Genomic DNA, 23,935 nt, shown 5'->3' with positions numbered 1-23,935 from the left:
TCGGATCGGGTTTCGATCCCCCCGGATTGATGGAGCTGAGCGGCCTTTCCCCGGGCCGCTCGTGCCTGGCCGGCGGTCGCCGGCTGGTGGCGCACCCGGCGGACATAAGGGTGGTGTTCGCCGGGCGGTCGTGAAGATTTATCACGGCCGCAACTCTGATCACCGGGCGACCCTGTGGCGCATCACACAGGAAGAAGCGGACAGACCGCACCCTAAACGCGCATATGGAGCAGGCAAGGTGACGGGATCGTTATCCGGATTTGAGCGTCCGCTGAGCGAACACAAGATCCGCACATTTACGGCATAAGCGTGCCGACCAACGTCTCCTGAAGCCCGCCCAGCCACAGATACGCCATCACCATCGGCTTGCGCGGGTCCTCGTCCGGCAGCCGGTAGAGGAGGTCGGTGTCGTCCTCGTCGGTGATCTCCAGCCGGGAACCGATGGCCAGGCGCAGGTCGTTGAGGGCGCCGAGCCACTGCTGGGACTGCTCCACCGTCAGCTCCAGGACCGCCCCGCCGTCCCCCGCGGACGTCAGCGTGTCCAGTGAGCGGATCACCGCGAGGGCGTTCTCGCGCTTGCCGGCGCGCAGGTCGTTCTCGGTGTAGCGGCGGAACTCGGCGGAGTACGCCTTCTCCTCCTCGGCCGCCTCGGGCCCCGGCGTCCCCTCGGGGTCGCGGTAGGCGTCCGGGAACAGGCGCCGGAGCACCGGGTCGGAGGGCGGTTCGCTGGGCCCCTCGGCGAACAGCTCGGCGAGCGGGTCGGCGGAGGCGTCCTCGCCGGGGCCGGGGCCGATGAGTTCCAGCAGCTGGACGGCCAGCGACCGGATGATGGAGATCTCGACGTCGTCGAGCGCGACGGCCGCGCCGCCGCCGGGGAGCGGTTCGAAGGTTCCTGGCATGGCGGCGATCGCTACTTCCGGTCCTGCTGAAGGGTGGCCCACAGACCGTAGCCGTGCATGGCCTGCACGTCGCGTTCCATCTCCTCGCGGCTGCCGCTGGAGACGACCGCCCGGCCCTTGTGGTGGACGTCGAGCATGAGCTTGGTGGCCTTGTCCTTGGAGTAGCCGAAGTACGACTGGAAGACGTACGTCACATAGCTCATGAGGTTGACCGGGTCGTTGTGGACGATCGTGACCCAGGGGACGTCGGGCTCTGGTACGGCAGAGACCTCCTCCGCCGACTCGGTGCGTTCGATCTCGATGGGAGCGGCTGACGTCACATGTCCCATGCTGCCATGCGCCCGCTAAATCGTCACACTGACGAAATGGGGGTACCATCGGTTGCCATGAGCACAGCGGACATTGGGCTGCCGGTGGAAGTTCCGTCGACGGCGCTCTTCACGGACCAGTACGAGCTGACGATGCTCCAGGCCGCGCTGAAGGCGGGCACCGCCGGGCGGCGCAGTGTCTTCGAGGTCTTCACCCGGCGGCTGCCGGAGGGGCGCCGTTACGGCGTGGTGGCGGGCACCGGCCGTGTCCTGGACGCCGTCGAGAACTTCCGCTTCGAGGCGGGCGTCCTCGGTTTCCTGCGCGAGCGCGGGATCGTCGGCGAGGAGACCCTGGACTGGCTCGCGAACTACCGGTTCAGCGGCGACATCTGGGGCTACCCCGAGGGCGAGGTGTACTTCCCGGGCTCGCCGGTCATGCGGGTCGAGGGGTCGTTCGCCGAGTGTGTGCTGCTGGAGACGGTGATCCTCTCCATCCTCAACCACGACTCCGCGATCGCCGCGGCCGCCTCGCGCATGGCGTCGGCGGCCGGGGAGCGCCCGCTGATCGAGATGGGCGCCCGCCGTACCCACGAGCTGGCCGCCGTCGCCGCTGCGCGCGCCGCGTACGTCGGCGGTTTCGCCTCCACCTCCGACCTGGCGGCCGGCTTCCGCTACGGCATCCCCACGGTCGGCACGTCCGCGCACGCGTTCACCCTGCTGCACGACCGCGAGCGGGACGCCTTCCAGGCCCAGGTCAACACCATGGGCCGCGGGACCACCCTGCTGGTGGACACCTACGACGTCGCCGAGGCGGTCCGTACGGCCGTGGAGGTCGCCGGTCCGCAGCTGGGCGCCGTCCGGATCGACTCGGGCGACCTGCTGCTCGTCGCGCACCGGGTGCGGCAGCAGCTGGACGAGCTGGGGGCCACGAGCACGAAGATCATCGTGACCTCGGATCTCGACGAGTACGCCATCGCCTCGCTCGCCGCGGCGCCCGTGGACGCGTACGGCGTCGGTACCCGGCTGGTCACCGGCTCCGGGCACCCGACCTGCTCCATGGTGTACAAGCTGGTCGCCCGCGCCGGGTCCGCCGACCCGAAGACGCCGCTGGTGCCGGTGGCGAAGAAGGCCACCGGCGGCAAGACCTCCATCGGCGGCCGCAAGTGGGCCGCGCGCCGACTGGACGAGCAGGGCGTCGCGGAGGCGGAGGTGGTCGGTGCCGGGCCGGTACCGGACGGGCTCGTCGACCGGCAGCTCCTGGTCGAGCTGGTCAAGGGCGGCGAGGTGGTCGCCCGCGAGCCGCTCGACGCCCCGCGCGAGAGGCACATCGCCGCCCTCGCCGCTCTGCCGCTCTCGGCTACGCAGCTGTCGCAGGGGGAACCCGTCATTCCGACGGAGTACGTCCACGAGGGTTCCGCCGGTTAGGCAGGGCGCGGAGGTGCGCGCCCCGTGGTGCCCCCTCCCGCACCGTCCCCGAAGTCTCTAGGCTCGGAGGTTCAGGTTCATCACCGGCCGGGCCCGCACCTCTCGGCACCGTGACCGAAGAGACCCCATAGCCGCCCCATAGCCGAAGGACACCGACCATGCGCCGCGCCTTGATCGTCGTAGACGTGCAGAACGATTTCTGCGAAGGGGGCAGCCTCCCGGTGGCCGGAGGTGCCGATGTGGCCGCCGCGATCACCGAGCTGATCGGGCAGGCCCCCGCCGGGTACCGCCATGTCGTGGCGACCCGCGACCACCACATCGCTCCCGGCGGCCACTTCGCGGACAACCCCGACTTCGTCCACTCCTGGCCCGCGCACTGCGTTGCGGGCACGGAGGGGGTCGGCTTCCATCCGAACTTCGCCCCGGCCGTCACGTCCGGCTCGATCGACGCCGTGTTCGACAAGGGGGCGTACTCGGCGGCGTACAGCGGGTTCGAGGGGGTCGACGAGAACGGCGTGTCCCTGGCCGACTGGCTGAAGGCCCGGTCGATCGACGAGGTGGACGTGGTCGGCATCGCCACCGACCACTGCGTACGGGCCACCGCCCTGGACGCCGTACGGGAGGGCTTCCGTACGCATGTGCTGCTGGACCTCACCGCCGGGGTGGCCCAGGAGAGCACCGAGCGGGCGCTGGAGGAGCTGCGGGAAGCGGGCGTGGAGCTGTCCGGGAAGCCGGTCGTTCAGTAGCGGCGGGCCTTACGCCTGCGCCGTCGGCTGTCTGAGCAGGGCCCTGATCGGGCGCCACAGCTCCATCGGGCCGACTCCGCTGTCGGGGGCCGTGCGCCATATCAGACCGTCGGGGTGGTGCAGGACCGCGGTGATCTCGTCCGGGGTCGGCGGGGCCGCGTTGCCGCGCAGGTAGACCGCGCGCAGGCCGAGGTTGCGCAGCCGGGTCAGGGCGCGGGCCCGGTTCCGGGCGTGCACCAGGACACGCACTCCGGCCGGGCCGTCGGCGGCGGGGCTGGGCAGGTTCAGCGCCACGACCACCGTGCCGTTCGGCAGCTTGCAGAAACCTCCTGCGGCCATGCAGTCACATCCCCGTTCGATCAGGTGTCAATAAGAAAGCCACAGGACGCACCTAAACACGATCGGCGGCAACCCGCCAGGGGTTGCCGCCGATACGTTTCTGACCTGCGGAAATGCTGATTACTTCACCGCGGGACCGACTTCGAGCAAGATCGTCGAGCCGTTCTTGGCCTCCTTGACGATCCTGATCTTGGTGTTGGTGTCAGTGATCTTGACGCCGCCGGCCTTGTTGCTCTCGTCGTAGTAGGTGCTGGTGTGGTCGTTGAAGACCGGCACGCCCTTCGACGACGGGATCCGCGTCGCGACGTCCGCCTTGTGCAGCGTGATGCCGTCCGTGCGGTACAGGCTGAACGGCGCGTCGTAGGTCTGGATGCGGTTGCGCATCAGCGTGCCGTCGGACCACTTCAGCGCGGTCGGGTGGGAGTCGACGGGCAGGAGCAGGCCGACGCCCGGGTGCTGGCTGGTGTTGTTGTCCGTCTGGGAGGTGTCCCACTTCCAGATCAACAGGCCGTTCTGGTACGGGAAGTGCTCGACCCAGGACGGACGGGTGGTGGCGAAGCCGAAGTTGTACGGGCCGACCTTCAGGGTCTTGTCGTACGACACGTACTGGCGGTTCTCGGCGATGTAGTACTGCTCGTACTCCTTGGTGAACGACGCGCCGATCCGGGAGAAGCCGGTCGCCGTCCAGGCCGCGTCCGCGCTCTCCGCGTTGTCCGTGAACAGCGCGGTGCCGTCGGCGGTGACGGAGATCCGGTCGGCCGCGAAGCCCAGCTGCGCCACACCGCCGTCGGTGGCGTAGCGGAAGCGCAGGTCGATCTTCTGCCCTGCGTAGGCGTCCAGGGAGTACGACAGCTTCTTGTAGCCGTCGACCGTGCCGGTCAGGGCCGGCTTGTCGCTGCCGTCACGCGGGATCGGCTGACCGTCGACGGTGCCGTCGACCGGCGTCCAGGTGGCGCCGCCGTCGGTGGAGACCTCGGTGTAGAGGTAGTCGTAGTCGGCCTCGATGTCGTACCAGCCGTCCAGGGTCAGGGCGGCCGACGACTTGCCGGTCAGGTCGACGGAACGGGCCAGCGTGTTGCGGAGGTTGTCGCCGCTGCCGCTCCACCACTGGGTGGCGCCCTCGGCCGGGGTGACGACCTCGGTGGTGACCGCCTTGTCGGGCAGCTCGACCACCAGGGCCTGCTTGTTCTTCGTGTTGTACTCGGCGACGCCCAGCTTGTGCTTGGACTTCGTGGCCGCCTTGGCCACGTCGTAGTCGAGCCAGCCCAACTGGAGCTTGTCCCAGGCGGTCATGTCGCCGGGCAGGTCACCGATGGTGTCCTTGCCGGTACCGAGCCAGGAGCCGGAGGACATCAGGGTCCAGAAACCGGTGGAGTTCTCACCGCCGTTGGTGTCGTAGTGGTCCGGCAGACCGAGGTCGTGGCCGTACTCGTGGGCGAAGACGCCGAGTCCGCCGTTCTCCGGCTGGATGGTGTAGTCGCCGACCCAGATGCCGCTGTCGCCGATCTGCGTGCCGCCGAGCCGGTTGCCGTCGGGGCCGGTGGAGCCGGCGTCGGTGCCGAACGCGTACCAGCGGTGGGCCCAGATCGCGTCCTCACCCTGCGCGCCGCCGCCCGCGGACTCGTCCTCGCCGGCGTGCACGATCTGGAAGTGGTCGATGTAGCCGTCGCGTTCGTTGAAGTCGCCGTCGCCGTCGAAGTCGTAGCGGTCCCACTGGTCGTACTCGGCGAGCTTGGCCTTGATCTCCGCGTCGGTCTTGCCGGCTGCCTTCTGCTGGCCGACCCACGCGTTGACGCCGTCCTGCACCGCGTACCAGGCGCAGTTGTCGGGGTCGCACTTGTTGGAGCCGTAACGGGCCTCGTTGTAGGGGACCTTGACCCAGTCCGTGACCTCGCCCTCGATGGAGTAGCGGCCCGAGGACTGCTTCTCGTAGTAGGTCTTCATCGAGGCGGTGCCGTCGCCGAAGTACAGGTCCTGGAAGTGCTCGCGGTTGTAGTCCGCCTGCCAGGCCGTGCTGTTGTCCTGGGTGCGGTCCGGCTCGGCGATCTGGTTGTGCAGCGGGCCGGGCGTGCCGCCGTAGCGGCTGTCGATCTGGTCGCCGAACTCGACCAGAACGGTGAAGATCTTGTCGGTCTTCTCCCGGCCGAGTTCCACGTACTTGCTGTCGCCCTTGCGGCTCTTGAGCTCGACGACCTTGGAGCCTTCGCGTTCTTCGACCTTCGCCTGGCCGGATATGACCTGGTTCAGGGCCTCTTCGCGCTGGGCTTCGACGGTCTTGGTGAGCGGGCCGTCGAGGTCGTGCTCGTCGTGCGCCTCGGGTGTGGCCGGGTCCCTCCGCTCTACGGCGGTGGAGTCGGCGGGATCGCCCTGCGCCACCGCGTAGGTGGAGAACATGGCGGTTGCCGCGGCGAACGCGACTGCGGTCGCGGTCGCTCTGAACGTCCAGGGTCTGCTGGTCACTTGAAATCCTCCCCCGCGTCCGGGCGCGCGGAAGGGAGGGCCGGGTCATGGAGCGCTCCGCGCGCGCGTGATCAACGCGTGTAGTCAAGTGACGACATTTGACTAGAGGTTGAGGAGAAAAGACAGACCTTGACTTGAGCAGGACAACTGCATTATGCGGAGACGGCGCTTCGCTTACCGAACAGTGAGCTTCGCTCAACGGGCGCGCAGGACCGTCCACTTGCCGGACTGCATGAATCGGTGCGCCCCTTATGCACCGGCACTGTTGGTCATCTCACGCTTACGGTTCGTTCCACTCGGGCATGCACGCGAATAGATTCTGTCCGCACCCTCCCCCAAGCGAGAGGCACGGGGGGAGACCACCCCCACTTCCTAGGACTCGATTGCCATGCCTCGTCCGACTGCCGCACAGCTCGCCTACGGTTCGTTGACCGTCATCGCCTCGACGCTCGCCATGCTGCTGCTGTCACAGACGAGTTCGGGTGCGGGGATCGCGGTCATCGCCGTCGCGGCGCTCGTCCTCGGGCTGCTGGTCGCCCTGACGGTACCCACGCCGAAGCGCACGCCGACCGTCGTTCGGCGCTCCGCCCCGGCCTCCCGCGTGGCGGCCCCGGTCCCGGCGGCACCCGAGCCGGTACGGGAGCCGACGTCCGGCGTCACATCCGGCGTCACGTCGCGCTGACCACCACCGTCTTGGCCGCCTTGTCGTGCAGGCCCTGCTTGTAGGGCTTGTCGAAGAAGCTCCAGCCGCCGCAGAGCACCGTCCAGAGGCAGGCACAGCAGAACGCGAACGGAATCCAGAGCACCGCGGAGCGGATCAGCGCGGTCTGCACCGAGGGCGTGGCACCGTTGTCGAGGTTGGCCACCCGCATGCCGAGCCACTTCTTGCCCAGCGTCTGCCCCCACTTGCTGATCATGAAGGTGTCGTACGCCATGAAGAGCACGGCGGCGATGGTGGACTGCGCGAGGGAGCTGCCGGTGTCGACCTCGTCGGCGCCCACGCCGTACTCGGCGACGTTGAAACCCCAGGCGAGCAGCCAGACGACGACGCCGACGAGGATCATGTCGATGATGCGGGCGAGCGTGCGCTTGCCGCTGTCGGCGAGCGGGGGCATGCCGGCGAGCGGATCCTCGGGGGCTCCGCCGTAGGGGCCGCCGCCGTACGGGGGTGGCTGTCCACCGCCGTAGGGAGGTGGCTGGTCACCGCCGTACGGCGGGGGTTCCTGGCCGCCCGGGGGCGAGTCGTACGGTGAGCCGGCCCCCTCGCCGAGCGGGGGCTGCTTCTTGAACGGATCGTCCTCCGGCGGCTGTCCGCCGGATCCGGGGGGCGGTTCGGTGCTCATGGCCCGAGTGGACCGCGAACCCTCCCCCCGCGCATCCGGCGAGCGGCCGTCCGGGGGTACGGAATTACCTGGTCACCCGGGTGGAGGTCAACCTGCGACGAACGTGTGTGCGGCCTTGTCGTGCCAGCACTGTCGCCACGGCTTGTCGAACAGGCACCACAGGACACCGATGAGACCGACGCAGAGCAGTCCGGGGACGCTGTAGACCAGCCAGCGGCGCAGGGCCGCGCCGAAGGACGGAGCCTCGTGGGCCTCGATGTCCCGCACCTCCAGGCCGAGCAGCCGCTTGCCCAGCGTGCGGCCCCACTTGGCGGTCGGCAGCGCCTCGTAGAGGACACCGAAGAGGAGCAGGACGGCGAGGATGATGCCCAGGTAGGTGGACGTCGTGCCGTCGAGCAGCCAGACCGTGACCGTCCGGCCGGAGAGCTTGGCCTCGTCGATCTTGCCCTGGATGTGGTCGAGGGCCTGTGCGCCGAGCGGCACGGCGGCGACGGCGGTGACGGCGCCGATGACCACGGTGTCGATCAGCCGGGCGGCCAGCCGCTTGCCGAGCGCCGCGGGCCGCGCCGCCGCCTGCCGCCGCGCCGCCGCCTGGAACGGGTCCTCGACCGGCGGCTTCCACGGTGCGACCGGCTGCTCGTCGGCCCCCGAGGTGCCGGCGAGATGGTGGACCTGCTGCGCCCAGGAGGACTGGCCGCCACCGGGTCCGCTGGTCACCGGGGTGGCGGTGCCCGGAGCGGCGGCCTGCTGGGGCACACCGGGGGGCACGGACGAGGGGGTGGTGGACTGCGGGGTGGCTGGTGCCTCCTGAACGCCGGCCTGCGCTGCCGGCGCCACCTGCGCCTGCCCGGCCTGCACCGCGGCAGCGCGCGCCGCGGCCGCCTTACCCGCACCGAAACCGGGGCCGCCCGAGCCGGCGGAGGGCGCCGGGGTGGGGGCGCCGGGGCCGGAGGGGCCTGGGATTGATGCCGCCGGGGCGGAGCCCGCCTGGCCGGACACACCCGGACCGGACCCCACCGCGCCCGACGCTCGCGGTCCCGGCATGCCCGGACTCCCGGGCTGCGCCCCCGGCGTCCCGTCCTGCTGGCCCGCGCGGCGGGTGACGGCGCGGAAGGTCATGGTGCCCTCGTCCTCGGCGGCACCGTCCGTACCAGCGCCCGGGCCCTGGGAGTTGGCGGTCGGGCGGCGGAAGACGAACGTGTTGCCGCCGGCCGCGTCCGCGTCGGACGCGGCCGGCGGGATCGTCGCCGTGCCGTCCGTGCGGGCGGACTGGCCGTCGGGCGACGTGGGGGTGTCGGCGGGTACGCGCGGGTCGGCGCCCTGCGGTGCGCCCCAGGAGACGCGGCGGTCCTGGTCGCCGCCGAAGCCGGACTGCCGGGAGCGGTCGGCACCCCACGCGGAGGCCGGCTCGGGCCGGCTGCCGTGCTGGGCGTCGGCGGGGCCGGGCTGGGCCTGCGGTTCGGGGTCCTCGTCGAAGAAGTGCGGCCCGGTCTCCTCGACGGCGGGCTGCGCGGGGCGCGCGCCGGACGGCGGCGCGAGCGGTTCGCCGTCGGCCGGGGCCGGACGGCTGGTGCCCGGTACCCAGGCGGCACCGTTCCAGTACCGGACATATCCGGGAATGGAAGGGTCCGGGTAATAGCCCTCGCGGGGCCTGTCGTCGCCGGGTGCCGGGGTTGGGGCGCTCATGTCCGTCGTCCCGTATCTGCTCGGGGGTGTTATGGGGGCCTCCACATCTATCAGACCCGCCGGACCGGCACCGCCCGTCCCGCCGGACCCGCCCCTTTCGAGCACGCTTGTGCTACCTCCCGCGAAACAACTTCGCGGAATCCGCGTAATGCTCCGGGCCTCCCCCGCTCTCCACTCGTGCAAGCCCCATGCATGCCCCGTACAGAGAGGAAAGACAGCCATGCACACCGTGGTAGATCGGGAGCTGGAGATGCGGCTCGTCCTGTCGCCCGAGCGGAGCGTCCCGGTCGCGGCCCGGCTCGGCTACCGCTCCGACGACCCGTACGCCGTCCACATCACCTTCCACATCGACTCCGACCAGCCCGTCAACTGGACGTTCGCCCGCGAACTCCTCATGGAGGGGGTGTTCCGGCCGTGCGGACGCGGGGACGTGCGGGTGTGGCCGTCGAAGGCGAACGGGCGCAGTGTCGTTCTGATGGCGCTGAGTTCACCCGACGGGGACGCCCTGCTCGAGGCCCCGGCCGCGCAGGTGTCGGCCTGGCTGGAGCGCACGCTGCGGGTGGTGCCCCCGGGGAGTGAGGGCGCGCAGCTCGACCTCGACGACGGTCTGGCCGAGCTGCTCGCCCGGTGAGGCGCACGCTTCAGAACAGTTTGCCCGGATTGAGGATGCCCAGCGGGTCGAAGACCTGTTTGACCGCGCGCTGCATCTCCACGCCCACGGGGCCGATCTCGCGCGCCAGCCACTCCTTCTTCAGGACGCCCACGCCGTGTTCGCCGGTGATCGTGCCGCCGAGTTCCAGGCCGAGGGCCATGATCTCGTCGAAGGACTCGCGGGCGCGCCGGGACTCGTCGGGGTTCTGTGCGTCGAAGCAGACCGTCGGGTGGGTGTTGCCGTCGCCCGCGTGGGCGACGACGCCGATGGTGAGCTGGTACTTCTCGGCGATGCGCTCGACGCCGTCGAGCATCTCGCCGAGCCTGGACCGGGGCACGCACACGTCGTCGATCATCGTGGTGCCCTTGACGGCCTCGAGCGCGGTGAGCGACAACCGCCGTGCCTTGAGCAGCAGTTCGGACTCGGCCGCGTCGTCGGCCGGGACGACCTCGGTGGCGCCAGCGGCCTCGCACAGCGCGCCGACGGCGGCGAGGTCGGCGGCCGGGTCGGGGGTGTCGAAGGCGGCGAGGAGGAGGGCCTCGGTGGTCTCCGGCAGGCCCATGTGCGCCATGTCGTTGACGGCCTTGACCGTCGTACGGTCCATCAGTTCGAGGAGGGACGGCACGTGCCCGCCGGCCATGATCCGGCACACGGCGTCGCAGGCGGCGGCTCCGGAGGCGAACTCGGCGGCCAGCACCAGCTGCTGGGGCGGCTGCGGCTTCAGCGCCAGGATCGCCCGTACGACGATGCCGAGCGAGCCCTCGGAGCCCACGAACAGGCGTGTGAGGTCGTAACCGGCGACGCCCTTCGCGGTGCGCCGGCCGGTGGACATCAGCCGTCCGTCGGCCAGGACGACGTCGAGTCCGAGGACGTACTCGGCGGTCACCCCGTACTTCACGCAGCACAGGCCGCCCGAGGCGGTGCCGATGTTGCCGCCGATGGTGCACATCTCCCAGCTGGAGGGGTCGGGAGGGTAGTACAGGCCGTGCTCGCCCACCGCGCGGGACAGGGCAGCGTTGATGACGCCGGGTTCGACGACGGCGATGCGGTCGACCGGGTTGATCTCGATGATCCGGTCCATCTTCGTCAGGGACAGCACGATGCAGCCGTCGGAGGCGTTGGCCCCGCCGGACAGTCCGGTGCGGGCGCCCTGCGGAACGACCGGGACGCGCAGCTCGGTGGCGGTGCGCATGACGTGCTGGACCTGTTCGACGGTGCGCGGCAGCACGACCACGGCCGGGGCGCCGGCCGGGCAGAAGCTCGCCATGTCGTTGGCGTAGGAGGCGGTGACGTCGGGGTCGGTCAAGACGGCCTCGGCCGGCAGGCCCGCCAGCAACCGGTCCGTGAGGTTGCCCTGCACTTCGTCGGGAGGGGCTTGGATACGGCTCATGATCACAGCGTGTCACCCGGGGCCATCGGTGTGAACCCCGTCGGCGGCACCCTGGGCGTGCCGGGACCCGGTCGTCGTACTGGCGCACAGTGTGCGGCATGAACACCGTCATGGAGACCGAGGGGACCCGGAAGAAGCAGGAGCGGGACCAGGGTCGGAAACGGGCGGGACGGCGTGGCCCGCGGCGCCGTTCCCGGCTCCTCGCGGGTGTCGTGATCGGCTCGCTCGTGGGGTGCCTCTTCGTCGCCGGGGTGCTGGTGCTGCGGCCCGACCGGCCGAACCGCCCGCAGCGGCCCGCGCCGCGTCCGGCCGTACCGGCGATGACCGCGGTCGCGAACGGGGTGCCGGCCGCGCTGGACGACCTGGAGGCGCTGATCGGCGACCGCGAGGCCCGGCTGCGGGCGCGGCCCGCGGACGCCCGGTCGTGGGCGGTGCTGGGCGCGGCGTACGTCCAGCAGGGGCGGCGGACCGCCGACGCCACGAACTACCCGAAGGCCGAGCAGGCGCTGCGGATGTCCCTGAAGGTGCGGCCGCGCGGCAACGTCGACGCGCTGAACGGCATGGCGGCGCTGGCCAACGCCCGCCGTGACTTCCGGACCGCGCGGAAGTGGGCGCAGGACGCGCTGAAGGCGGACCCCAAGCGGTGGACGACGTATCCGCAGCTGATCGACGCCTACACGGGCCTCGGCGACTACAAGGCGAGCCGGCGGACCCTCGAACGGCTCCAGGAACTGCACTCCGGTCCCGCGGTCATGGCCCGGGCGGCCGGCGTGTACTGGGACCGTGGCTGGCGTGAGGACGCGGCGGCGACCCTGTCCGACGCGGCGGCGGCCGCCGCCTCTCCGGCCGAGCGGGCGGCGTGGCTGGAGCGGGCCGGGCAGCTCGCCTGGGAACGCGGGGACCTCAAGGTGGCGCTGCGGTACTTCGAGGAGGCGGTGCGGCTCGATCCCGACCAGCGGGCCGCGCAGGCCGGGCAGGGGCGGGTGCTGGCGGCGCTGGGGCGGACGGCTCAGGCGCTGAGCGCGTACCGGGTGGCGCTCGACAAGCAGCCGTCGCCGGGTTACGCCCTGGAGCTGGGCGAGCTGTACGAGTCGCTGGGGCTGCAGGAGGCGGCGGGGGTGCAGTTCGAGCGGCTGCGGTCGCAGGTGCACAGCGCCGCCGAGGGCGGGGTCGACGAGGAGCTGATGCTCGGGCGGTTCGAGGCGGACCACGGTGATCCCGAGGCGGCGGTGGAGCGGCTGCGGGCCGAGTGGCGGCGCCAGCCCGGGCTCGCGGTGGCCGACGCGCTGGGGTGGGCGCTGCACCGGGCGGGCGAGCACGAGGAGGCGCTGTGGTTCGCGGAGCGGGCGACGAACAGGGAGCACGGGGGTGAGGTGCGCAGTGCGCTGTACTCGTACCACCGGGGGATGATCGAGAAGGAGCTGGGGCTGGACGGGCCCGCGCGGCGGCATCTGCGGGAGGCGCTGCGGATCAACCCGTACTTCTCGCCGCTGCACGTGCCCGTGGCAGAGGCGGCGCTGGGGGAGTTGGGTGAGCCGGACGACGCGTAGGGGGGTGAGCGGAGTCCGGCGGTACCGGACTCCACCGCTGCCCTCGTCGGGAGCGCTCAGAGGTTGCCGCGCCTTTCCTGCTCCCGCTCGATCGCCTCGAACAGCGCCTTGAAGTTGCCCTTGCCGAAGCCCATCGAGCCGTGGCGTTCGATGATCTCGAAGAAGACGGTCGGGCGGTCCTGGACCGGCTTGGTGAAGATCTGGAGCAGGTAGCCGTCCTCGTCACGGTCCGCGAGGATCTTCAGCTCGCGCAGGGTGTCGACGGGGACGCGGGTCTCGCCGACCCACTCCCCCAGGGTGTCGTAGTACGAGTCGGGCGTGTCCAGGAACTGCACACCGGCCGCCCGCATCGTCCGTACCGTCTGGACGATGTCATTGGTGTTGAGCGCGATGTGCTGGACGCCCGCGCCGCCGTAGAACTCCAGGTACTCGTCGATCTGGGACTTCTTCTTGGCGATGGCGGGCTCGTTGATCGGGAACTTGACCTTGAGTGTGCCGTCGGCCACCACCTTGGACATCAGCGCGCTGTACTCGGTGGCGATGTCGTCGCCCACGAACTCCTTCATGTTCGTGAAGCCCATGACCTTGTTGTAGAAGCCGACCCACTCGTTCATCCGGCCGAGCTCGACGTTGCCGACGCAGTGGTCGATGGCCTGGAAGGTGCGCTGGGCGGGCGCTTCGACGATGGGCGCGGCGGCGACGAAGCCGGGGAGGTAGGGGCCGTCGTAGCCGGAGCGTTCGACCAGGGTGTGGCGGGTCTGGCCGTACGTGGCGATCGCGGCGAGGACCACCGTGCCGTGCTCGTCCTTCAGCTCGTACGGCTCGGCGACCGACCGGGCCCCGTGCTCGACGGCGTAGGCGTACGCGGCGCGTGCGTCGGGCACCTCGATGGCGAGGTCGATGACGCCGTCGCCGTGCTCGGCCACGTGCTCGGCGAGGAAGTGGCCCCAGGTGGTGGCGGGCTTGATCACCGAGGTGAACACGAAGCGGGCGGAGCCGTTCTCGAGCACGTAGCTCGCGGTCTCGCGGCTGCCGTTCTCCGGTCCGGAGTAGGCGACCAGGCGCATGCCGAAGGCGGTGGAGTAGTAGTGCGCCGCCTGCTTGGCGTTGCCCACGGCGAACACGACCGCGTCCATTCCCTTGACCGGGAAGGGGTCGGCCTGCCGTGCGGTGTCGGGAGTGTGGTGTGTGGTCTGCGTCATAGCCGCAGCGTCTCTCCGGCCCCGCAAGGTGCGCAATAGTTTGCGTTCTCGCTGGGCAATGTGACCAGTGGGATGCCCGTATCGGCGAGCGTTGTGTACAGGATGACCAGCTGGGAGGCCCGCTGTGGCAATCGATCATCTGGACGGCCGCATCATCGTGCTGCTGGCCCGTGAGCCGCGGATCGGCGTACTGGAGATGTCGCGGCGGCTCGGCGTCGCGCGCGGCACGGTGCAGGCGCGGCTGGACCGGCTTCAGTCGAATGGCGTCATCCGCGGATTCGGCCCGCAGGTGGACCCGGCGGCCCTCGGCTACCCGGTCACCGCCTTCGCCACCCTGCAGATCCGGCAGGGCCAAGGGCCCGACGTACGGGCCCATTTGGCGACCGTACCGGAGGTACTGGAGCTGCACACCACCACCGGCAGCGGCGACATGCTGTGCCGGCTGGTGGCCCGCTCCAACGCCGACCTTCAACGTGTGATCGACCGGGTCGTCGGTTTTGATGGCATCGTCCGGGCCGCCACGGCGATCGTGATGGAGAACCCCGTTCCGCTGCGGATCATCCCGCTGGTGGAGCAGGCGGCGCTTCAGGAGTGAGCCACCGCGACCGGTGGGAGTGAGCAAGGCTGTGGGGTGATGGCGGGTGAACTTCTGGGAGTACCTCGGCAGCCGCCACCAGCAGCTGCTCACCGACGCCTACCAACACGCCAGCGCCGTCTTCCAGTGCATGGTCGTGGCGACTCTGCTGGGCGTGCTGATCGGCGTCGTCACCTACCGGTCGGAGTGGGCGGGCAACCTCGCCACCCTGGCCACCTCCACCATCCTGACCATTCCGTCGCTGGCGATGATCGGTCTGCTGATCCCGGTCGTGGGGCTCGGCGTACCGCCGACGGTGATCGCACTGACGTTGTACGGGCTGCTGCCGATCGTGCGGAACGCGATCGTGGGGCTGCGCGGCGTGGACCCCACGCTGGTGGACGCGGCCACGGGCATCGGGATGTCCCGGCCGATGCGCCTGGTGCGGATCGAACTGCCGCTCGCCTGGCCGCCGATCCTGACCGGCATCCGGGTCTCGACGCAGATGCTGATGGGCATCGCGGCCATCGCGGCGTACGCCTCCGGCCCCGGCCTCGGCAATCTGATCTTCCGCGGTCTGGCGTCCCTGGGCAGCAAGAACGCGCTCAACCAGGTGCTCGCCGGCACGCTCGCGATCATCATCCTGGCCCTGCTGTTCGACGCCGTGTACGTCCTCATCGGACGGCTGACCATCCCCAGGGGGATCCGTGCCTGAGACGTCCGCCAGGGGGGCCGCGATCGAGCTGGAGAACCTCAGCAAGCGCTACCCGGGCAACCCGGCCCCCGCTGTCGACAACGTCAGCATGCACATCAATGCGGGCGAGACCGTCATCTTCGTCGGTCCGTCCGGATGCGGAAAATCAACCACGCTCAAGATGATCAACAGGTTGATCGAGCCGAGCAGCGGTCGCATCCGGATCAACGAGGAAGACGTGACCCGCATGGATCCGGTCAAGCTGCGCCGCCATGTGGGGTACGCGATCCAGGCGTCCGGCCTGTTCCCGCACATGACGGTGGCGCAGAACATCGCGCTCGTCCCGAAGATGATCGGCTGGTCCAAGACGCGGATCCGGGAGCGGGTCGAGGAGATGCTCGACCTGGTCGGGCTCGACCCGCGCGAGTTCCACGGCCGCTATCCCCGCCAGCTGTCCGGCGGCCAGCAACAGCGGGTGGGCGTGGCCCGGGCGCTGGCCGCCGATCCGCCGGTGCTGCTGATGGACGAGCCGTTCGGCGCGGTGGACCCGATCACCCGGGACCACCTCCAGGACGAGCTGATCCGGCTCCAGCGCGAGCTGCACAAGACGATCGTGTTCGTCACGCACGACTTCGACGAGGCGATCAAGCTCGGCGACCGGATCGCGGTGCTGCGCGAGCGTTCGCACATCGCGCAGTTCGACACCCCGGAGGCGATCCTCACCAACCCGGCGGACGACTTCGTCTCCGGCTTCGTCGGCGCCGGGGCGGCGCTGAAACGGCTGAACCTGACCCGCGTACGGGATGTGGAGATCACCGACTACCCGACGGTGACCGTCGACGACCCGCTTCAGTCCATCTTCAACCTGCTCCGCTCCAGCGGCACCAACGAGATCCTCCTGCTGGACAAGCGGGGCCGCCCGTACAAGTGGCTCAGGCGTGGCGACCTGATGCGGGCCAAGGGCTCGCTGGCGCGCGCGGGCACGCTCGTGTACGACACGGTGACCCGGGACGCCACGCTGCGGGACGCGCTGGAGGCGGTGCTCACGGACAGCGCCGGGCGGGTGGCGGTGACCGGGCGGCGCGGCGAGTACACCGGCGTCGTCGACATGGAGACGCTCATCAACTCCGTGCACGAGCTGCTGGAGGCCGACCGGCTGGAGGCCATGGCGCACCAGCACGACCTGGAGGAGGCGAGGGCCGCCCAGACGCATGCCGAGCAGGAGGGCAACGGAGGGGAGGCGAAGGCGTGACCACCTCTTCGGACCAGAACCGGCCGGCGGGCGAGCACGACGTCGAGGGCCACCCCTACCTGGAGGAGGGCGAGCTCCTGGCCGACGAGGAGCCGCCTCCCCCGCCGAGTCCGACGGGCCCCCGGATCAGCTGGCAGAAGCTGACCGTCCTGCCCGCGTTCCTGGTGGCGCTGCTGCTCGGGACCTGGCTGTGGTTCGCACAGGCCGACCTGGACACGATCTCCGAGAACGCGCTGTCCGGCGGCCGGGTGTCCAAGGCGCTGTGGCAGCACATCGAACTGACCGTGATCTCCACGTTCTTCGTGCTGATCATCGCGATCCCGCTGGGCATCCTGCTCACCCGCAAGGCCTTCCGCAGGGCGACCCCGGCGGCCATGGCGATCGCCAACATGGGCCAGGCGACCCCGGCGATCGGCCTGCTCGCCCTGCTGGTGATCTGGCTGGGCATCGGCCGGAGGGCGGCCCTGATCGGCATCATCATCTACGCCGTGCTGCCGGTGCTGTCGAACACCATCGCCGGACTGAAGGCCACCGACCCGAGCCTGCTGGAGGCCGCGCGGGGCATCGGCATGTCCCCGACGGGAGTGCTGACGAAGGTCGAACTCCCCCTGGCGGTCCCGCTGATCCTGGCCGGCGTCCGTACGGCGCTGGTCCTGAACGTCGGTACGGCGACCCTGGCGACCTTCGGCGGAGGCGGCGGACTGGGCGTGCTGATCACCACCGGCATCACCAGCCAGCGGATGCCGGTGCTGGTGCTGGGCTCGATCCTCACCGTCTCGCTGGCCCTGCTGGTGGACTGGATGGCCTCGCTGGCGGAACTGCTGTTGCGGCCGCAGGGGTTGGAGGTGGGGCGATGAGGCGCGGGTGTCTGCTGCTGGCGGGGCTGCTGGTGGCCGTCTCCGGCTGTGGCCTGACGAGCGGTTCGCCGATGGTGGACGACGTGCAGCCGGGCTCGATCGGACGGGGTGAGCCGCTCAGGGGCGCCGATCTGACCGTGACGTCGAAGGAGTTCACCGAGCAGCTCATCCTCGGCGCGATCATGGGCATCGCCTTCGAGGCGGCCGGCGCGAACGTCCTGGACCGCACCGGCATCCAGGGCTCCGTGGGCTCCCGCGAGGCGGTCAAGAGCGGTGACGCGGACGGCGTCTACGAGTACACCGGCACCGCCTGGATCACGTACATGGGCAACAGCGAGCCCATCACCGACCCCCGGCAGCAGTGGCAGGCGGTGCACGACGCGGACCTGAGGAACGGCCTGACCTGGCTGCCGCCGGCGTCCCTCAACAACACCTACGCCCTGGCGATGAACCAGGCCAACTTCAAGAAGTACGGCACGAGGACCCTCTCCGACGTGGCCGCCCTGTCCAGGTCGAATCCCTCGGCCGTGACGCTGTGCGTGGAGGGCGAGTTCGCCAACCGGGCGGACGGGCTGCCGGGGATGCAGAAGGCGTACGGCATGAACATCCCGCCGGCCCGCATCACCCAGATGGACACCGGGATCATCTACACCCAGGCGGCGAAGGGGAGTTGCACCTTCGGGGAGGTGTTCACCACCGACGGGCGCATCAAGTCCATGAACCTGGTGGTGATGGAGGACGACCAGAAGTTCTTCCCCAACTACAACGCGGCGCCCGTGATCAACACCAGGACACTGAAGGAGTGGCCGGCGATCACACAGATCCTCGACCCCATCACGAAGAAGCTGAACAACTCCGTGGCACAGACGCTCAACGCGAAGGTGGACGTCGACGGGGAGGATCCGCACCAGGTGGCGCTGGACTGGTTGGTGGAGGAGGGATTCGTCAAGGAGGGGTGAGCCGTGCTCGCCCTAGCAACTCGGCACCGAGCCGGTTCCCTTCTCCAGGTTCACCAGGGACTCCACCGCGCCCTTCAGCGTGGTCACCGGAATCAGCCGCAGCCCCTTCGGCAGTTCCGACTCGGCGTCGGCGCACTCGGCCCGTGGCACCAGGAACACCGTCGCCCCGTCCCGCCGTGCGGCCTGCGTCTTCAGGGCCACGCCGCCCACCGCGCCGATCGTGCCGTCGGCGTCGATCGTGCCCGTACCGGCGATGGTGCGGCCGCCCGTGAGGTCGCCGCCGCTGCCGTCGCCGTCGAGCTTGTCGACGATGCCCAGGGAGAACAGCAGGCCGGCGCTGGGGCCGCCGACGTCGGCGAGTTCGAGGTCGACCTTGATCTTCTCGTCGCCCCGGTCCAGGTAGGACAGCGCGGCCTGGGTCGCCTCGTCCTGGGACTGACGCATCTGCGCCTCGTTGTGCCGCTCGATCTCCTTGACGCTGTCACCGCTCGGATAGACCGCGTCGCGCGGCATGACGGCCTGGTCGGTACGCCACCACGCGTCGATCACCTTGGCGAGCGAGATGTGCGCGTCCGGGTTGGTCGCCTCGATCGTCGTCATCCGCAGCTGCCCGCTCGTGTCCCGGGTGGGGGCGCCGGAGATCGTGATCACCGGCGTGCCCTGGTTCTCGCCGAGGACGTTCGCCGTCATCCCGGGCTGCGCCACCGAGAACGGCAGCGGGGCGAACACCGCCGTGGTGATCAGGCCCACGACGGGCAGAGCGCAGACGGCGAGAGCCTGGGAGCGTGTGAGACGAGAGAGCACGAGGTCAATCTAACGCGACGGCGTGTTCGAGCCGCCCCCGGTTCGGATCACGCCGGTCAGCGCAGCGCCTCCGCGACCTCCCGTGCCGCGTCCACGACCCGCGGGCCGACCCGCTCCGGCACCGCGTCCGCCAGCATCACGACCCCGACGCTGCCCTCGACCCCGGTGACCCCGACCAACGGTGCGGCGGCCCCACAGGCCCCTGCCTCCAACTCCCCCTGTGTCAGGGTGTACCCGGGTTCACCGGCCGGCCGCTGCCGGGCGGAGAGGATCGCCTTGCCGGCGGCGCCACGTTCCAGCGGATGCCGGAAGCCCGCCCGGTAGGCCACGTGATAGTCCGTCCAGGTCGGTTCGACGACGGCGACGGCGAGCGCCTCGGCCCCGTCCACCAGCGTCAGATGCGCGGTCGCACCGATGTCCTCGGCCAGCGACCGCAGCGCCGGCAGCGCGGCCTCCCGTACCAGCGGATGCACCTGGCGCCCGAGCCCCAGCACACCCAGCCCGACCCGGGCACGTCCGCCCAGGTCACGTCGTACGAGCGCATGCTGCTCCAGCGTGGCGAGCAGCCGGTACACCACGGTCCGGTTCACGCCCAGCTTGGTGGACAGTTCGGTGACGGTCAGCCCGTGGTCGGTGTCGGCCAGCAGTTTGAGGACGCGCAGTCCCCGGTCGAGCGTCTGAGAGGTCTCCGCGGTCACGACGCCCACTCCTTTGGTGGTGAGGTCGACAGCCCCCTCGCGGCGGATGCGTCGCCGAGTCCCGTCAGCGACGCGCTTCAGAGGCTGCCGATCGGCTGACGGCCCGGCCGGTGGTCCGGACCCAGTCGCTTCACGGCTGCGCTCCGCGGCGGCGCTGCCACGGGGCGTATGCGTAGCGGGACAGTAGCGAAGGGGGTTCGCTGAGCGGAAGGCTCCGTCCAGAATCCGGGCAGTGGCCGGTACGGACTGTTTTGATTTGCAGCGATATGTACGCCCCAAGGGGCGCGGGGAACTGCGCGACCAGCCACAGACGCCCCGCAGCCGAAGCGCGACAGGTGCCCCCCGAAAAGACCAGCTCAGGCACAGCGCCCAGCGTCACCTCATCCGGGTGGCCCACTCCTGCACCTTGGCGATCCGCTGCCGCAGTTGTCCCGCCGTGGCCTCCGCGCTCGGCGGTCCACCGCAGACCCGGCGCAGTTCGGTGTGGATGACGCCGTGCGGCTTGCCGCTCTGGTGGACGTACGCGCCGACCATGGTGTTGAGCTGCCGGCGCAGCTCCATCAGTTCCTTGTGCGAGACCACCGGCCGCCGCTCGGCGGGCAGTTCCAGCAGGTCGGCCTCGGTGTCGGGCTTCTTTCGGCTGTGTGCGATCTGCCGGGCCTGCCGCTTCTGCAGCAGCAGCTGCACCTGCTCGGGCTCCAGCAGTCCGGGGATGCCCAGGTAGTCCTGCTCCTCCTCGCTCCCCGGGTGGGCCTGCATGCCGAACTCGGCGCCGTTGTACATGACCCGGTCGAAGACCGCATCCGACTCGAGGGCCTCGAAGGGGAGCATGTCCTGCTCACCGGTGTCCTCGTCCTGCTGCTTCTCGGCCTCCCGGAGGAGCTTCTCCTCCTCGGCGTACGGGTCCTCCTCGCCGTCCTTCTTCGGCTTGTCGAGGACGTGGTCGCGCTCGCGCTCCATCTCGTTGGCGAAGGAGAGCAGGTCGGGCACGGTCGGCAGGAACACGGACGCGGTCTCGCCACGCCTGCGGGACCGTACGAAACGCCCGACGGCCTGTGCGAAGAAGAGCGGCGTCGAGATGGTGGTGGCGTACACCCCGACCGCGAGCCTCGGCACGTCGACGCCCTCGGACACCATCCGCACCGCGACCATCCAGCGGTCGGTGTTGTTGCTGAACTCGTCGATCCGGTCGGAGGCGCCGGCGTCGTCGGACAGGACGAGGGTGGCCTTGTTGCCAGTGATGTCCCGGATGAGCTTGGCGTAGGCGCGTGCCGAGTCCTGGTCGGAGGCGATGACGAGCGCGCCCGCGTCCGGGATGGCCTTCCTGACCTCGGTCAGCCGCTGGTCGGCGGCGCGCAGCACGGCGGGCATCCATTCGCCGCGCGGGTCGAGCGCGGTACGCCAGGCCTGGCTGATCGCGTCCTTGGTCATGGGCTCGCCGAGCCGGGCCTCGATCTCGTCGCCGGCCTTGGTCCGCCAGCGCATGTTGCCGCTGTAGGAGAGGAAGATGACGGGCCGCACGACGTGGTCGGCGAGCGCGTTGCCGTACCCGTAGGTGTAGTCGGCGGCCGACCGCCGGATCCCGTCGTTCCCCTCCTCGTACGTCACGAAGGGGATGGGGTTGGTGTCGGACCGGAAGGGCGTACCAGTGAGCGCGAGCCGGCGGGTCGCGGGCTCGAAGGCCTCGAGACAGGCCTCACCCCAGGACTTGCTGTCACCGGCGTGATGGATCTCGTCGAGGATGACGAGGGTCTTGCGCTGCTCGACGCGGTTGCGGTGCAGCATGGGCCGCACGCCGACACCCGCGTACGTGACGGCGACGCCGTGGTACTCCTTGCCGAGCGGACCGGCGCTGTACTCGGGGTCGAGCTTGATCCCTATGCGCGCCGCGGCCTCCGCCCACTGCTTCTTCAGATGCTCGGTGGGCGCGACCACGGTGACCTGCTGCACGACATGGTGGTGCAGCAGCCAGGACGCCAGCGTCAGCGCGAAGGTCGTCTTACCGGCGCCGGGCGTGGCGACCGCGAGGAAGTCACGCGGCTGCTCCTGGATGTACTTCTCCATCGCACCCTGCTGCCAGGCACGCAGCTTGCTGGCGGTACCCCAGGGGGCGCGGCCGGGGAACGCGGGCGAGAGGTGATGGGAGGACGAGGAGGAAGCGGCGGTGGTAGTCACGGTCTCCGGGGGGTGGGTCGGGCGGCTCGGCTGCGTAGGACAACCGGGCCACCCTACCGGCGGGCCGACCGTGTCAACGCGCGGACGAGGCCGGGTCGCCCGTGGGTGGGATCCACATCACAACTCCCGCAGCCGTCCCGCGAACGAGACCGAGAGTGAGCTCTTGCATGCGAGGAGGACCGGGGCCACGGTCACGCAGCGGCGATCGGTTTACGGCTTACCGCTTCCGCAACCGCGTGGTCACCCAAGCCCCCACCAGCGCCACCCCCGCCATCGGCAGGAACACCGCCGCGAAGGCCGCCGGATGCGAACCGGACGCCTCCGTTGCCGTGTGGCTCACGGTGCCGCCGCCCAGGGCCGCGAAGGCCGCGCCGCCTGCCGAGAGGAGGACCACGTTGGACAGACCGTCGGAGATCTGGAGGGCGGCGGAGTTGGTGCCGGCCTCCTCGGGGGCGGAGAGGTGGAGCAGCAGGACGCTGGTGGAGGAGATCACCAGGCCCATCCCGAAGCAGCCGAAGCCCCAGGCGACGGCCACGGTCCAGGCAGGCACCGAGTCGATCAGGACGCTCGGCGCGGTGGCGATCGCCGCGGCGACCAGCACCATCCCGAGCGTCATCAGCCGCTCCCGGTACGGCTCCAGCCGGGGCCGGGACTGCACCCACGAACCCAGCGCCCACGTCGCCCCGCCCGCCGCCAGCGAGAAACCGGCGAGCGTCGGCGACAGCCCCCGCTGGGTGACCAGCATCAGCGGCACGAACGACTCCGCGGCGATGAAGGACCCGGCGGCGACACCGCGCAGCAGCACCACGGAGGGCAGTCCGCGTGCCGCCCGGTAGGTGCCGCGCGGGAGCAGCCCGAGCACCGCCGGGACGAGCAGCGCCGCACCCGCGATGCCGGGGACGAGGGAGAGGGGCCGCAGATCCTGCGCGGCGTACTGCAGCAGCCCGGCGCCCAGGGAGATGCCGAGGGCGAGCCGGATCCGGCGGCGGTCGAAGGAGGCGCCGTCCGCCGAGTCGTCGACGGCCCCGGACGCCCGGCGCCGTATCTGCGGCAGCGCGAGCGCCAGCGGAAGGACGACGAGCACCGGGATCCCGACGAACACCCAACGCCAGCCGAGGTGTTCGGTCACCGTCCCCGAGGCGAGCGGTCCCACGATCGACGGCACGACCCAGGCCGCCGCGAACGCCGCCATGATCGCCGGCCGCAGCCGCTCCGGGTAGGCGCGGCCCACGACGACGTACAGCGCGACGATCACCAGCCCGCCGCCGAGCCCCTGCACCGCCCGCCCGAGAATGAACGGCCACATCGCAGCCGCGGTCCCGGACAGCAGCAGCCCCGCGGCGAACGCCGCGATACCCGTGGTCAGCGCGCCGAGCGGGCCGCGCCGGTCCGACCACTGACCGGCGAGCACCATCCCGAACAGGCTGGTCGTGAAGTAGCCCGAGAACGCGAACGCGTACAGCGACACACCGTCCAGCTCCCGCGCCGCGACCGGCATCGCGGTCCCGACCGCTGTCGCCTCGAAGGCGATCAGCAGCACCACGGAGACGATCCCGATGCTGAGCGCCCGGTAGGACCGGCTCAACACACTGTCGCTGTCGGATTCCGACGGGACGGTGCGGGTGTCTGCGACGTCGGTGTCGCGGGGGTCCAGGGCAGCCATGTACGCCAGCGTAAGGGGCACAACCTGGTGTGACCCCTGTCGGGAGACGGTACTGGTCTCAGCCCATGGTCGTAGGCCCGCGGCCCCTTCCTGAGCTTTCATGAACGCCGTATGGCAGTCCCATTGCAGCGCCCCGGCTTTCCTTGAGGCCCCCGTCGGCCCGCCCTACCTTCGAATCACACGGCCGTGTGCCCGAGTGGTTGAGGGGCTCGCCTGCAAAGCGAGTTACGTCGGTTCGATTCCGATCACGGCCTCCACG

At 70.5% G+C, this 23,935-nt stretch carries 22 protein-coding genes and 1 tRNA gene; 11 read left to right on the top strand and 12 right to left on the bottom strand.

Annotation, left to right across the window (positions count from 1 at the left end; translation table 11 throughout):
• Positions 1 to 296: 296 nt before the first annotated feature.
• A complete protein-coding gene (locus tag ACFVJQ_RS23750; protein ID WP_224737451.1) occupies positions 297 to 899 on the bottom strand; it encodes a DUF2017 domain-containing protein in 603 nt (200 codons plus the stop codon).
• An 11-nt stretch (positions 900 to 910) separates the two neighbouring features.
• Positions 911 to 1,228, bottom strand: a complete 318-nt coding sequence (gene clpS, locus ACFVJQ_RS23745) for an ATP-dependent Clp protease adapter ClpS (protein ID WP_129799735.1) — start codon at positions 1,226 to 1,228, stop codon at positions 911 to 913.
• A gap of 57 nt (positions 1,229 to 1,285) precedes the next feature.
• On the opposite strand from clpS, the gene ACFVJQ_RS23740 reads away from it, so the two are divergent.
• Both ACFVJQ_RS23740 and ACFVJQ_RS23735 read left to right on the top strand, forming a co-directional pair.
• Positions 1,286 to 2,632, top strand: a complete 1,347-nt coding sequence (locus ACFVJQ_RS23740) for a nicotinate phosphoribosyltransferase (protein WP_385786576.1) — start codon at positions 1,286 to 1,288, stop codon at positions 2,630 to 2,632.
• A 158-nt stretch (positions 2,633 to 2,790) separates the two neighbouring features.
• A complete protein-coding gene (locus tag ACFVJQ_RS23735) occupies positions 2,791 to 3,378 on the top strand; it encodes an isochorismatase family protein (protein WP_385512784.1) in 588 nt (195 codons plus the stop codon).
• 9 nt (positions 3,379 to 3,387) lie between these two features.
• On the opposite strand, the gene ACFVJQ_RS23730 is transcribed toward ACFVJQ_RS23735, so the two are convergent.
• The gene (locus ACFVJQ_RS23730; RefSeq protein ID WP_224737448.1) at positions 3,388 to 3,717 is read right to left on the bottom strand and encodes a hypothetical protein; all 330 of its coding nucleotides are present in this window, start codon (positions 3,715 to 3,717) and stop codon (positions 3,388 to 3,390) included.
• Between the two features lie 120 nt (positions 3,718 to 3,837).
• Positions 3,838 to 6,177 carry an immune inhibitor A domain-containing protein gene (locus tag ACFVJQ_RS23725; protein ID WP_385786572.1) on the bottom strand — a complete coding sequence of 780 codons (2,340 nt, stop codon included), beginning with the start codon at positions 6,175 to 6,177 and terminating at the stop codon, positions 3,838 to 3,840.
• Positions 6,178 to 6,565: 388 nt separating this feature from the next.
• On the opposite strand from ACFVJQ_RS23725, the gene ACFVJQ_RS23720 reads away from it, so the two are divergent.
• On the top strand, positions 6,566 to 6,859 hold the full coding sequence (locus tag ACFVJQ_RS23720) for a hypothetical protein (RefSeq protein ID WP_385512782.1): 294 nt from the start codon (positions 6,566 to 6,568) through the stop codon (positions 6,857 to 6,859).
• Here ACFVJQ_RS23720 and ACFVJQ_RS23715 read toward each other — a convergent pair.
• On the bottom strand, positions 6,846 to 7,520 hold the full coding sequence (locus ACFVJQ_RS23715) for an RDD family protein (RefSeq protein WP_385786569.1): 675 nt from the start codon (positions 7,518 to 7,520) through the stop codon (positions 6,846 to 6,848). The genes ACFVJQ_RS23720 and ACFVJQ_RS23715 overlap by 14 nt on opposite strands.
• Positions 7,521 to 7,607: 87 nt before the next feature.
• On the bottom strand, positions 7,608 to 9,206 hold the full coding sequence (locus tag ACFVJQ_RS23710) for an RDD family protein (RefSeq protein WP_385786566.1): 1,599 nt from the start codon (positions 9,204 to 9,206) through the stop codon (positions 7,608 to 7,610).
• Positions 9,207 to 9,426: 220 nt separating this feature from the next.
• Here ACFVJQ_RS23710 and ACFVJQ_RS23705 point away from each other — a divergent pair, with 220 nt between their 5' ends.
• Complete coding sequence (locus tag ACFVJQ_RS23705; RefSeq protein ID WP_385512779.1) at positions 9,427 to 9,837, top strand: SsgA family sporulation/cell division regulator; 411 nt, start codon at positions 9,427 to 9,429, stop codon at positions 9,835 to 9,837.
• A 10-nt stretch (positions 9,838 to 9,847) separates the two neighbouring features.
• Here the strand turns inward: ACFVJQ_RS23705 and ACFVJQ_RS23700 are convergent, their stop codons facing one another.
• The gene (locus ACFVJQ_RS23700; RefSeq protein WP_385786563.1) at positions 9,848 to 11,254 is read right to left on the bottom strand and encodes an FAD-binding oxidoreductase; all 1,407 of its coding nucleotides are present in this window, start codon (positions 11,252 to 11,254) and stop codon (positions 9,848 to 9,850) included.
• Between the two features lie 92 nt (positions 11,255 to 11,346).
• Here ACFVJQ_RS23700 and ACFVJQ_RS23695 point away from each other — a divergent pair, with 92 nt between their 5' ends.
• The gene (locus ACFVJQ_RS23695) at positions 11,347 to 12,798 is read left to right on the top strand and encodes a tetratricopeptide repeat protein (protein WP_385786560.1); all 1,452 of its coding nucleotides are present in this window, start codon (positions 11,347 to 11,349) and stop codon (positions 12,796 to 12,798) included.
• A 56-nt stretch (positions 12,799 to 12,854) separates the two neighbouring features.
• Here ACFVJQ_RS23695 and hppD read toward each other — a convergent pair whose 3' ends face one another.
• On the bottom strand, positions 12,855 to 14,000 hold the full coding sequence (gene hppD, locus ACFVJQ_RS23690; RefSeq protein WP_385786557.1) for a 4-hydroxyphenylpyruvate dioxygenase: 1,146 nt from the start codon (positions 13,998 to 14,000) through the stop codon (positions 12,855 to 12,857).
• Positions 14,001 to 14,124: 124 nt separating this feature from the next.
• Between hppD and ACFVJQ_RS23685 the strand changes: the two genes are divergently transcribed.
• Genes ACFVJQ_RS23685 through ACFVJQ_RS23665 form a run of 5 tightly spaced genes read left to right on the top strand, consistent with a single transcriptional unit; the run spans position 14,125 to position 18,336 of the window.
• Entirely contained in the window at positions 14,125 to 14,595 is a 471-nt protein-coding gene (locus ACFVJQ_RS23685) for an Lrp/AsnC family transcriptional regulator (protein WP_224733542.1), read from the top strand.
• A gap of 46 nt (positions 14,596 to 14,641) precedes the next feature.
• On the top strand, positions 14,642 to 15,289 hold the full coding sequence (locus tag ACFVJQ_RS23680; protein ID WP_385512775.1) for an ABC transporter permease: 648 nt from the start codon (positions 14,642 to 14,644) through the stop codon (positions 15,287 to 15,289).
• Positions 15,282 to 16,520 carry a betaine/proline/choline family ABC transporter ATP-binding protein gene (locus ACFVJQ_RS23675; protein WP_224733544.1) on the top strand — a complete coding sequence of 413 codons (1,239 nt, stop codon included), beginning with the start codon at positions 15,282 to 15,284 and terminating at the stop codon, positions 16,518 to 16,520. The genes ACFVJQ_RS23680 and ACFVJQ_RS23675 overlap by 8 nt, the downstream gene beginning before the upstream one ends.
• Entirely contained in the window at positions 16,517 to 17,377 is an 861-nt protein-coding gene (locus ACFVJQ_RS23670; RefSeq protein WP_385786552.1) for an ABC transporter permease, read from the top strand. The genes ACFVJQ_RS23675 and ACFVJQ_RS23670 overlap by 4 nt, the downstream gene beginning before the upstream one ends.
• On the top strand, positions 17,374 to 18,336 hold the full coding sequence (locus tag ACFVJQ_RS23665) for a glycine betaine ABC transporter substrate-binding protein (protein ID WP_385786550.1): 963 nt from the start codon (positions 17,374 to 17,376) through the stop codon (positions 18,334 to 18,336). Before ACFVJQ_RS23670 ends, ACFVJQ_RS23665 begins: the two co-directional genes overlap by 4 nt.
• Before the next feature lie 12 nt (positions 18,337 to 18,348).
• Here the strand turns inward: ACFVJQ_RS23665 and ACFVJQ_RS23660 are convergent, their stop codons facing one another.
• From ACFVJQ_RS23660 to ACFVJQ_RS23645, 4 genes are all read right to left on the bottom strand, one after another.
• Positions 18,349 to 19,140, bottom strand: a complete 792-nt coding sequence (locus ACFVJQ_RS23660; RefSeq protein ID WP_385786547.1) for a S16 family serine protease — start codon at positions 19,138 to 19,140, stop codon at positions 18,349 to 18,351.
• A gap of 56 nt (positions 19,141 to 19,196) precedes the next feature.
• Positions 19,197 to 19,838, bottom strand: a complete 642-nt coding sequence (locus ACFVJQ_RS23655) for an IclR family transcriptional regulator (protein WP_224733547.1) — start codon at positions 19,836 to 19,838, stop codon at positions 19,197 to 19,199.
• A 375-nt stretch (positions 19,839 to 20,213) separates the two neighbouring features.
• Entirely contained in the window at positions 20,214 to 22,013 is a 1,800-nt protein-coding gene (locus tag ACFVJQ_RS23650; protein ID WP_385512771.1) for a DEAD/DEAH box helicase, read from the bottom strand.
• Between the two features lie 217 nt (positions 22,014 to 22,230).
• Positions 22,231 to 23,676: an MFS transporter gene (locus ACFVJQ_RS23645; protein ID WP_385512770.1), complete on the bottom strand. Its 1,446-nt coding sequence runs from the start codon at positions 23,674 to 23,676 to the stop codon at positions 22,231 to 22,233.
• A 182-nt stretch (positions 23,677 to 23,858) separates the two neighbouring features.
• Between ACFVJQ_RS23645 and ACFVJQ_RS23640 the strand changes: the two genes are divergently transcribed.
• A tRNA-Cys gene (locus ACFVJQ_RS23640) sits at positions 23,859 to 23,933 on the top strand.
• The last annotated feature ends 2 nt before the right edge of the window (positions 23,934 to 23,935 follow it).

Source organism: Streptomyces sp. NPDC127197, from assembly GCF_042672405.1.
Classification (GTDB): domain Bacteria; phylum Actinomycetota; class Actinomycetes; order Streptomycetales; family Streptomycetaceae; genus Streptomyces; species Streptomyces flavusporus.
This window is presented reverse-complemented; position numbering and strand designations above follow the sequence as displayed.

Bases quoted from the DNA above. Each gene is read 5' to 3' on its own strand.
- ACFVJQ_RS23740 (WP_385786576.1), top strand. From the start codon at position 1,286: ATGAGCACAGCGGACATTGGGCTGCCGGTGGAAGTTCCGTCGACGGCG.
- clpS (WP_129799735.1), bottom strand. From the start codon at position 1,228: ATGGGACATGTGACGTCAGCCGCTCCCATCGAGATCGAACGCACCGAG.
- hppD (WP_385786557.1), bottom strand. From the start codon at position 14,000: ATGACGCAGACCACACACCACACTCCCGACACCGCACGGCAGGCCGAC.
- ACFVJQ_RS23710 (WP_385786566.1), bottom strand. From the start codon at position 9,206: ATGAGCGCCCCAACCCCGGCACCCGGCGACGACAGGCCCCGCGAGGGC.
- ACFVJQ_RS23730 (WP_224737448.1), bottom strand. From the start codon at position 3,717: ATGGCCGCAGGAGGTTTCTGCAAGCTGCCGAACGGCACGGTGGTCGTG.
- ACFVJQ_RS23715 (WP_385786569.1), bottom strand. From the start codon at position 7,520: ATGAGCACCGAACCGCCCCCCGGATCCGGCGGACAGCCGCCGGAGGAC.
- ACFVJQ_RS23705 (WP_385512779.1), top strand. From the start codon at position 9,427: ATGCACACCGTGGTAGATCGGGAGCTGGAGATGCGGCTCGTCCTGTCG.
- ACFVJQ_RS23735 (WP_385512784.1), top strand. From the start codon at position 2,791: ATGCGCCGCGCCTTGATCGTCGTAGACGTGCAGAACGATTTCTGCGAA.
- ACFVJQ_RS23695 (WP_385786560.1), top strand. From the start codon at position 11,347: ATGAACACCGTCATGGAGACCGAGGGGACCCGGAAGAAGCAGGAGCGG.
- ACFVJQ_RS23665 (WP_385786550.1), top strand. From the start codon at position 17,374: ATGAGGCGCGGGTGTCTGCTGCTGGCGGGGCTGCTGGTGGCCGTCTCC.
- ACFVJQ_RS23645 (WP_385512770.1), bottom strand. From the start codon at position 23,676: ATGGCTGCCCTGGACCCCCGCGACACCGACGTCGCAGACACCCGCACC.
- ACFVJQ_RS23750 (WP_224737451.1), bottom strand. From the start codon at position 899: ATGCCAGGAACCTTCGAACCGCTCCCCGGCGGCGGCGCGGCCGTCGCG.
- ACFVJQ_RS23720 (WP_385512782.1), top strand. From the start codon at position 6,566: ATGCCTCGTCCGACTGCCGCACAGCTCGCCTACGGTTCGTTGACCGTC.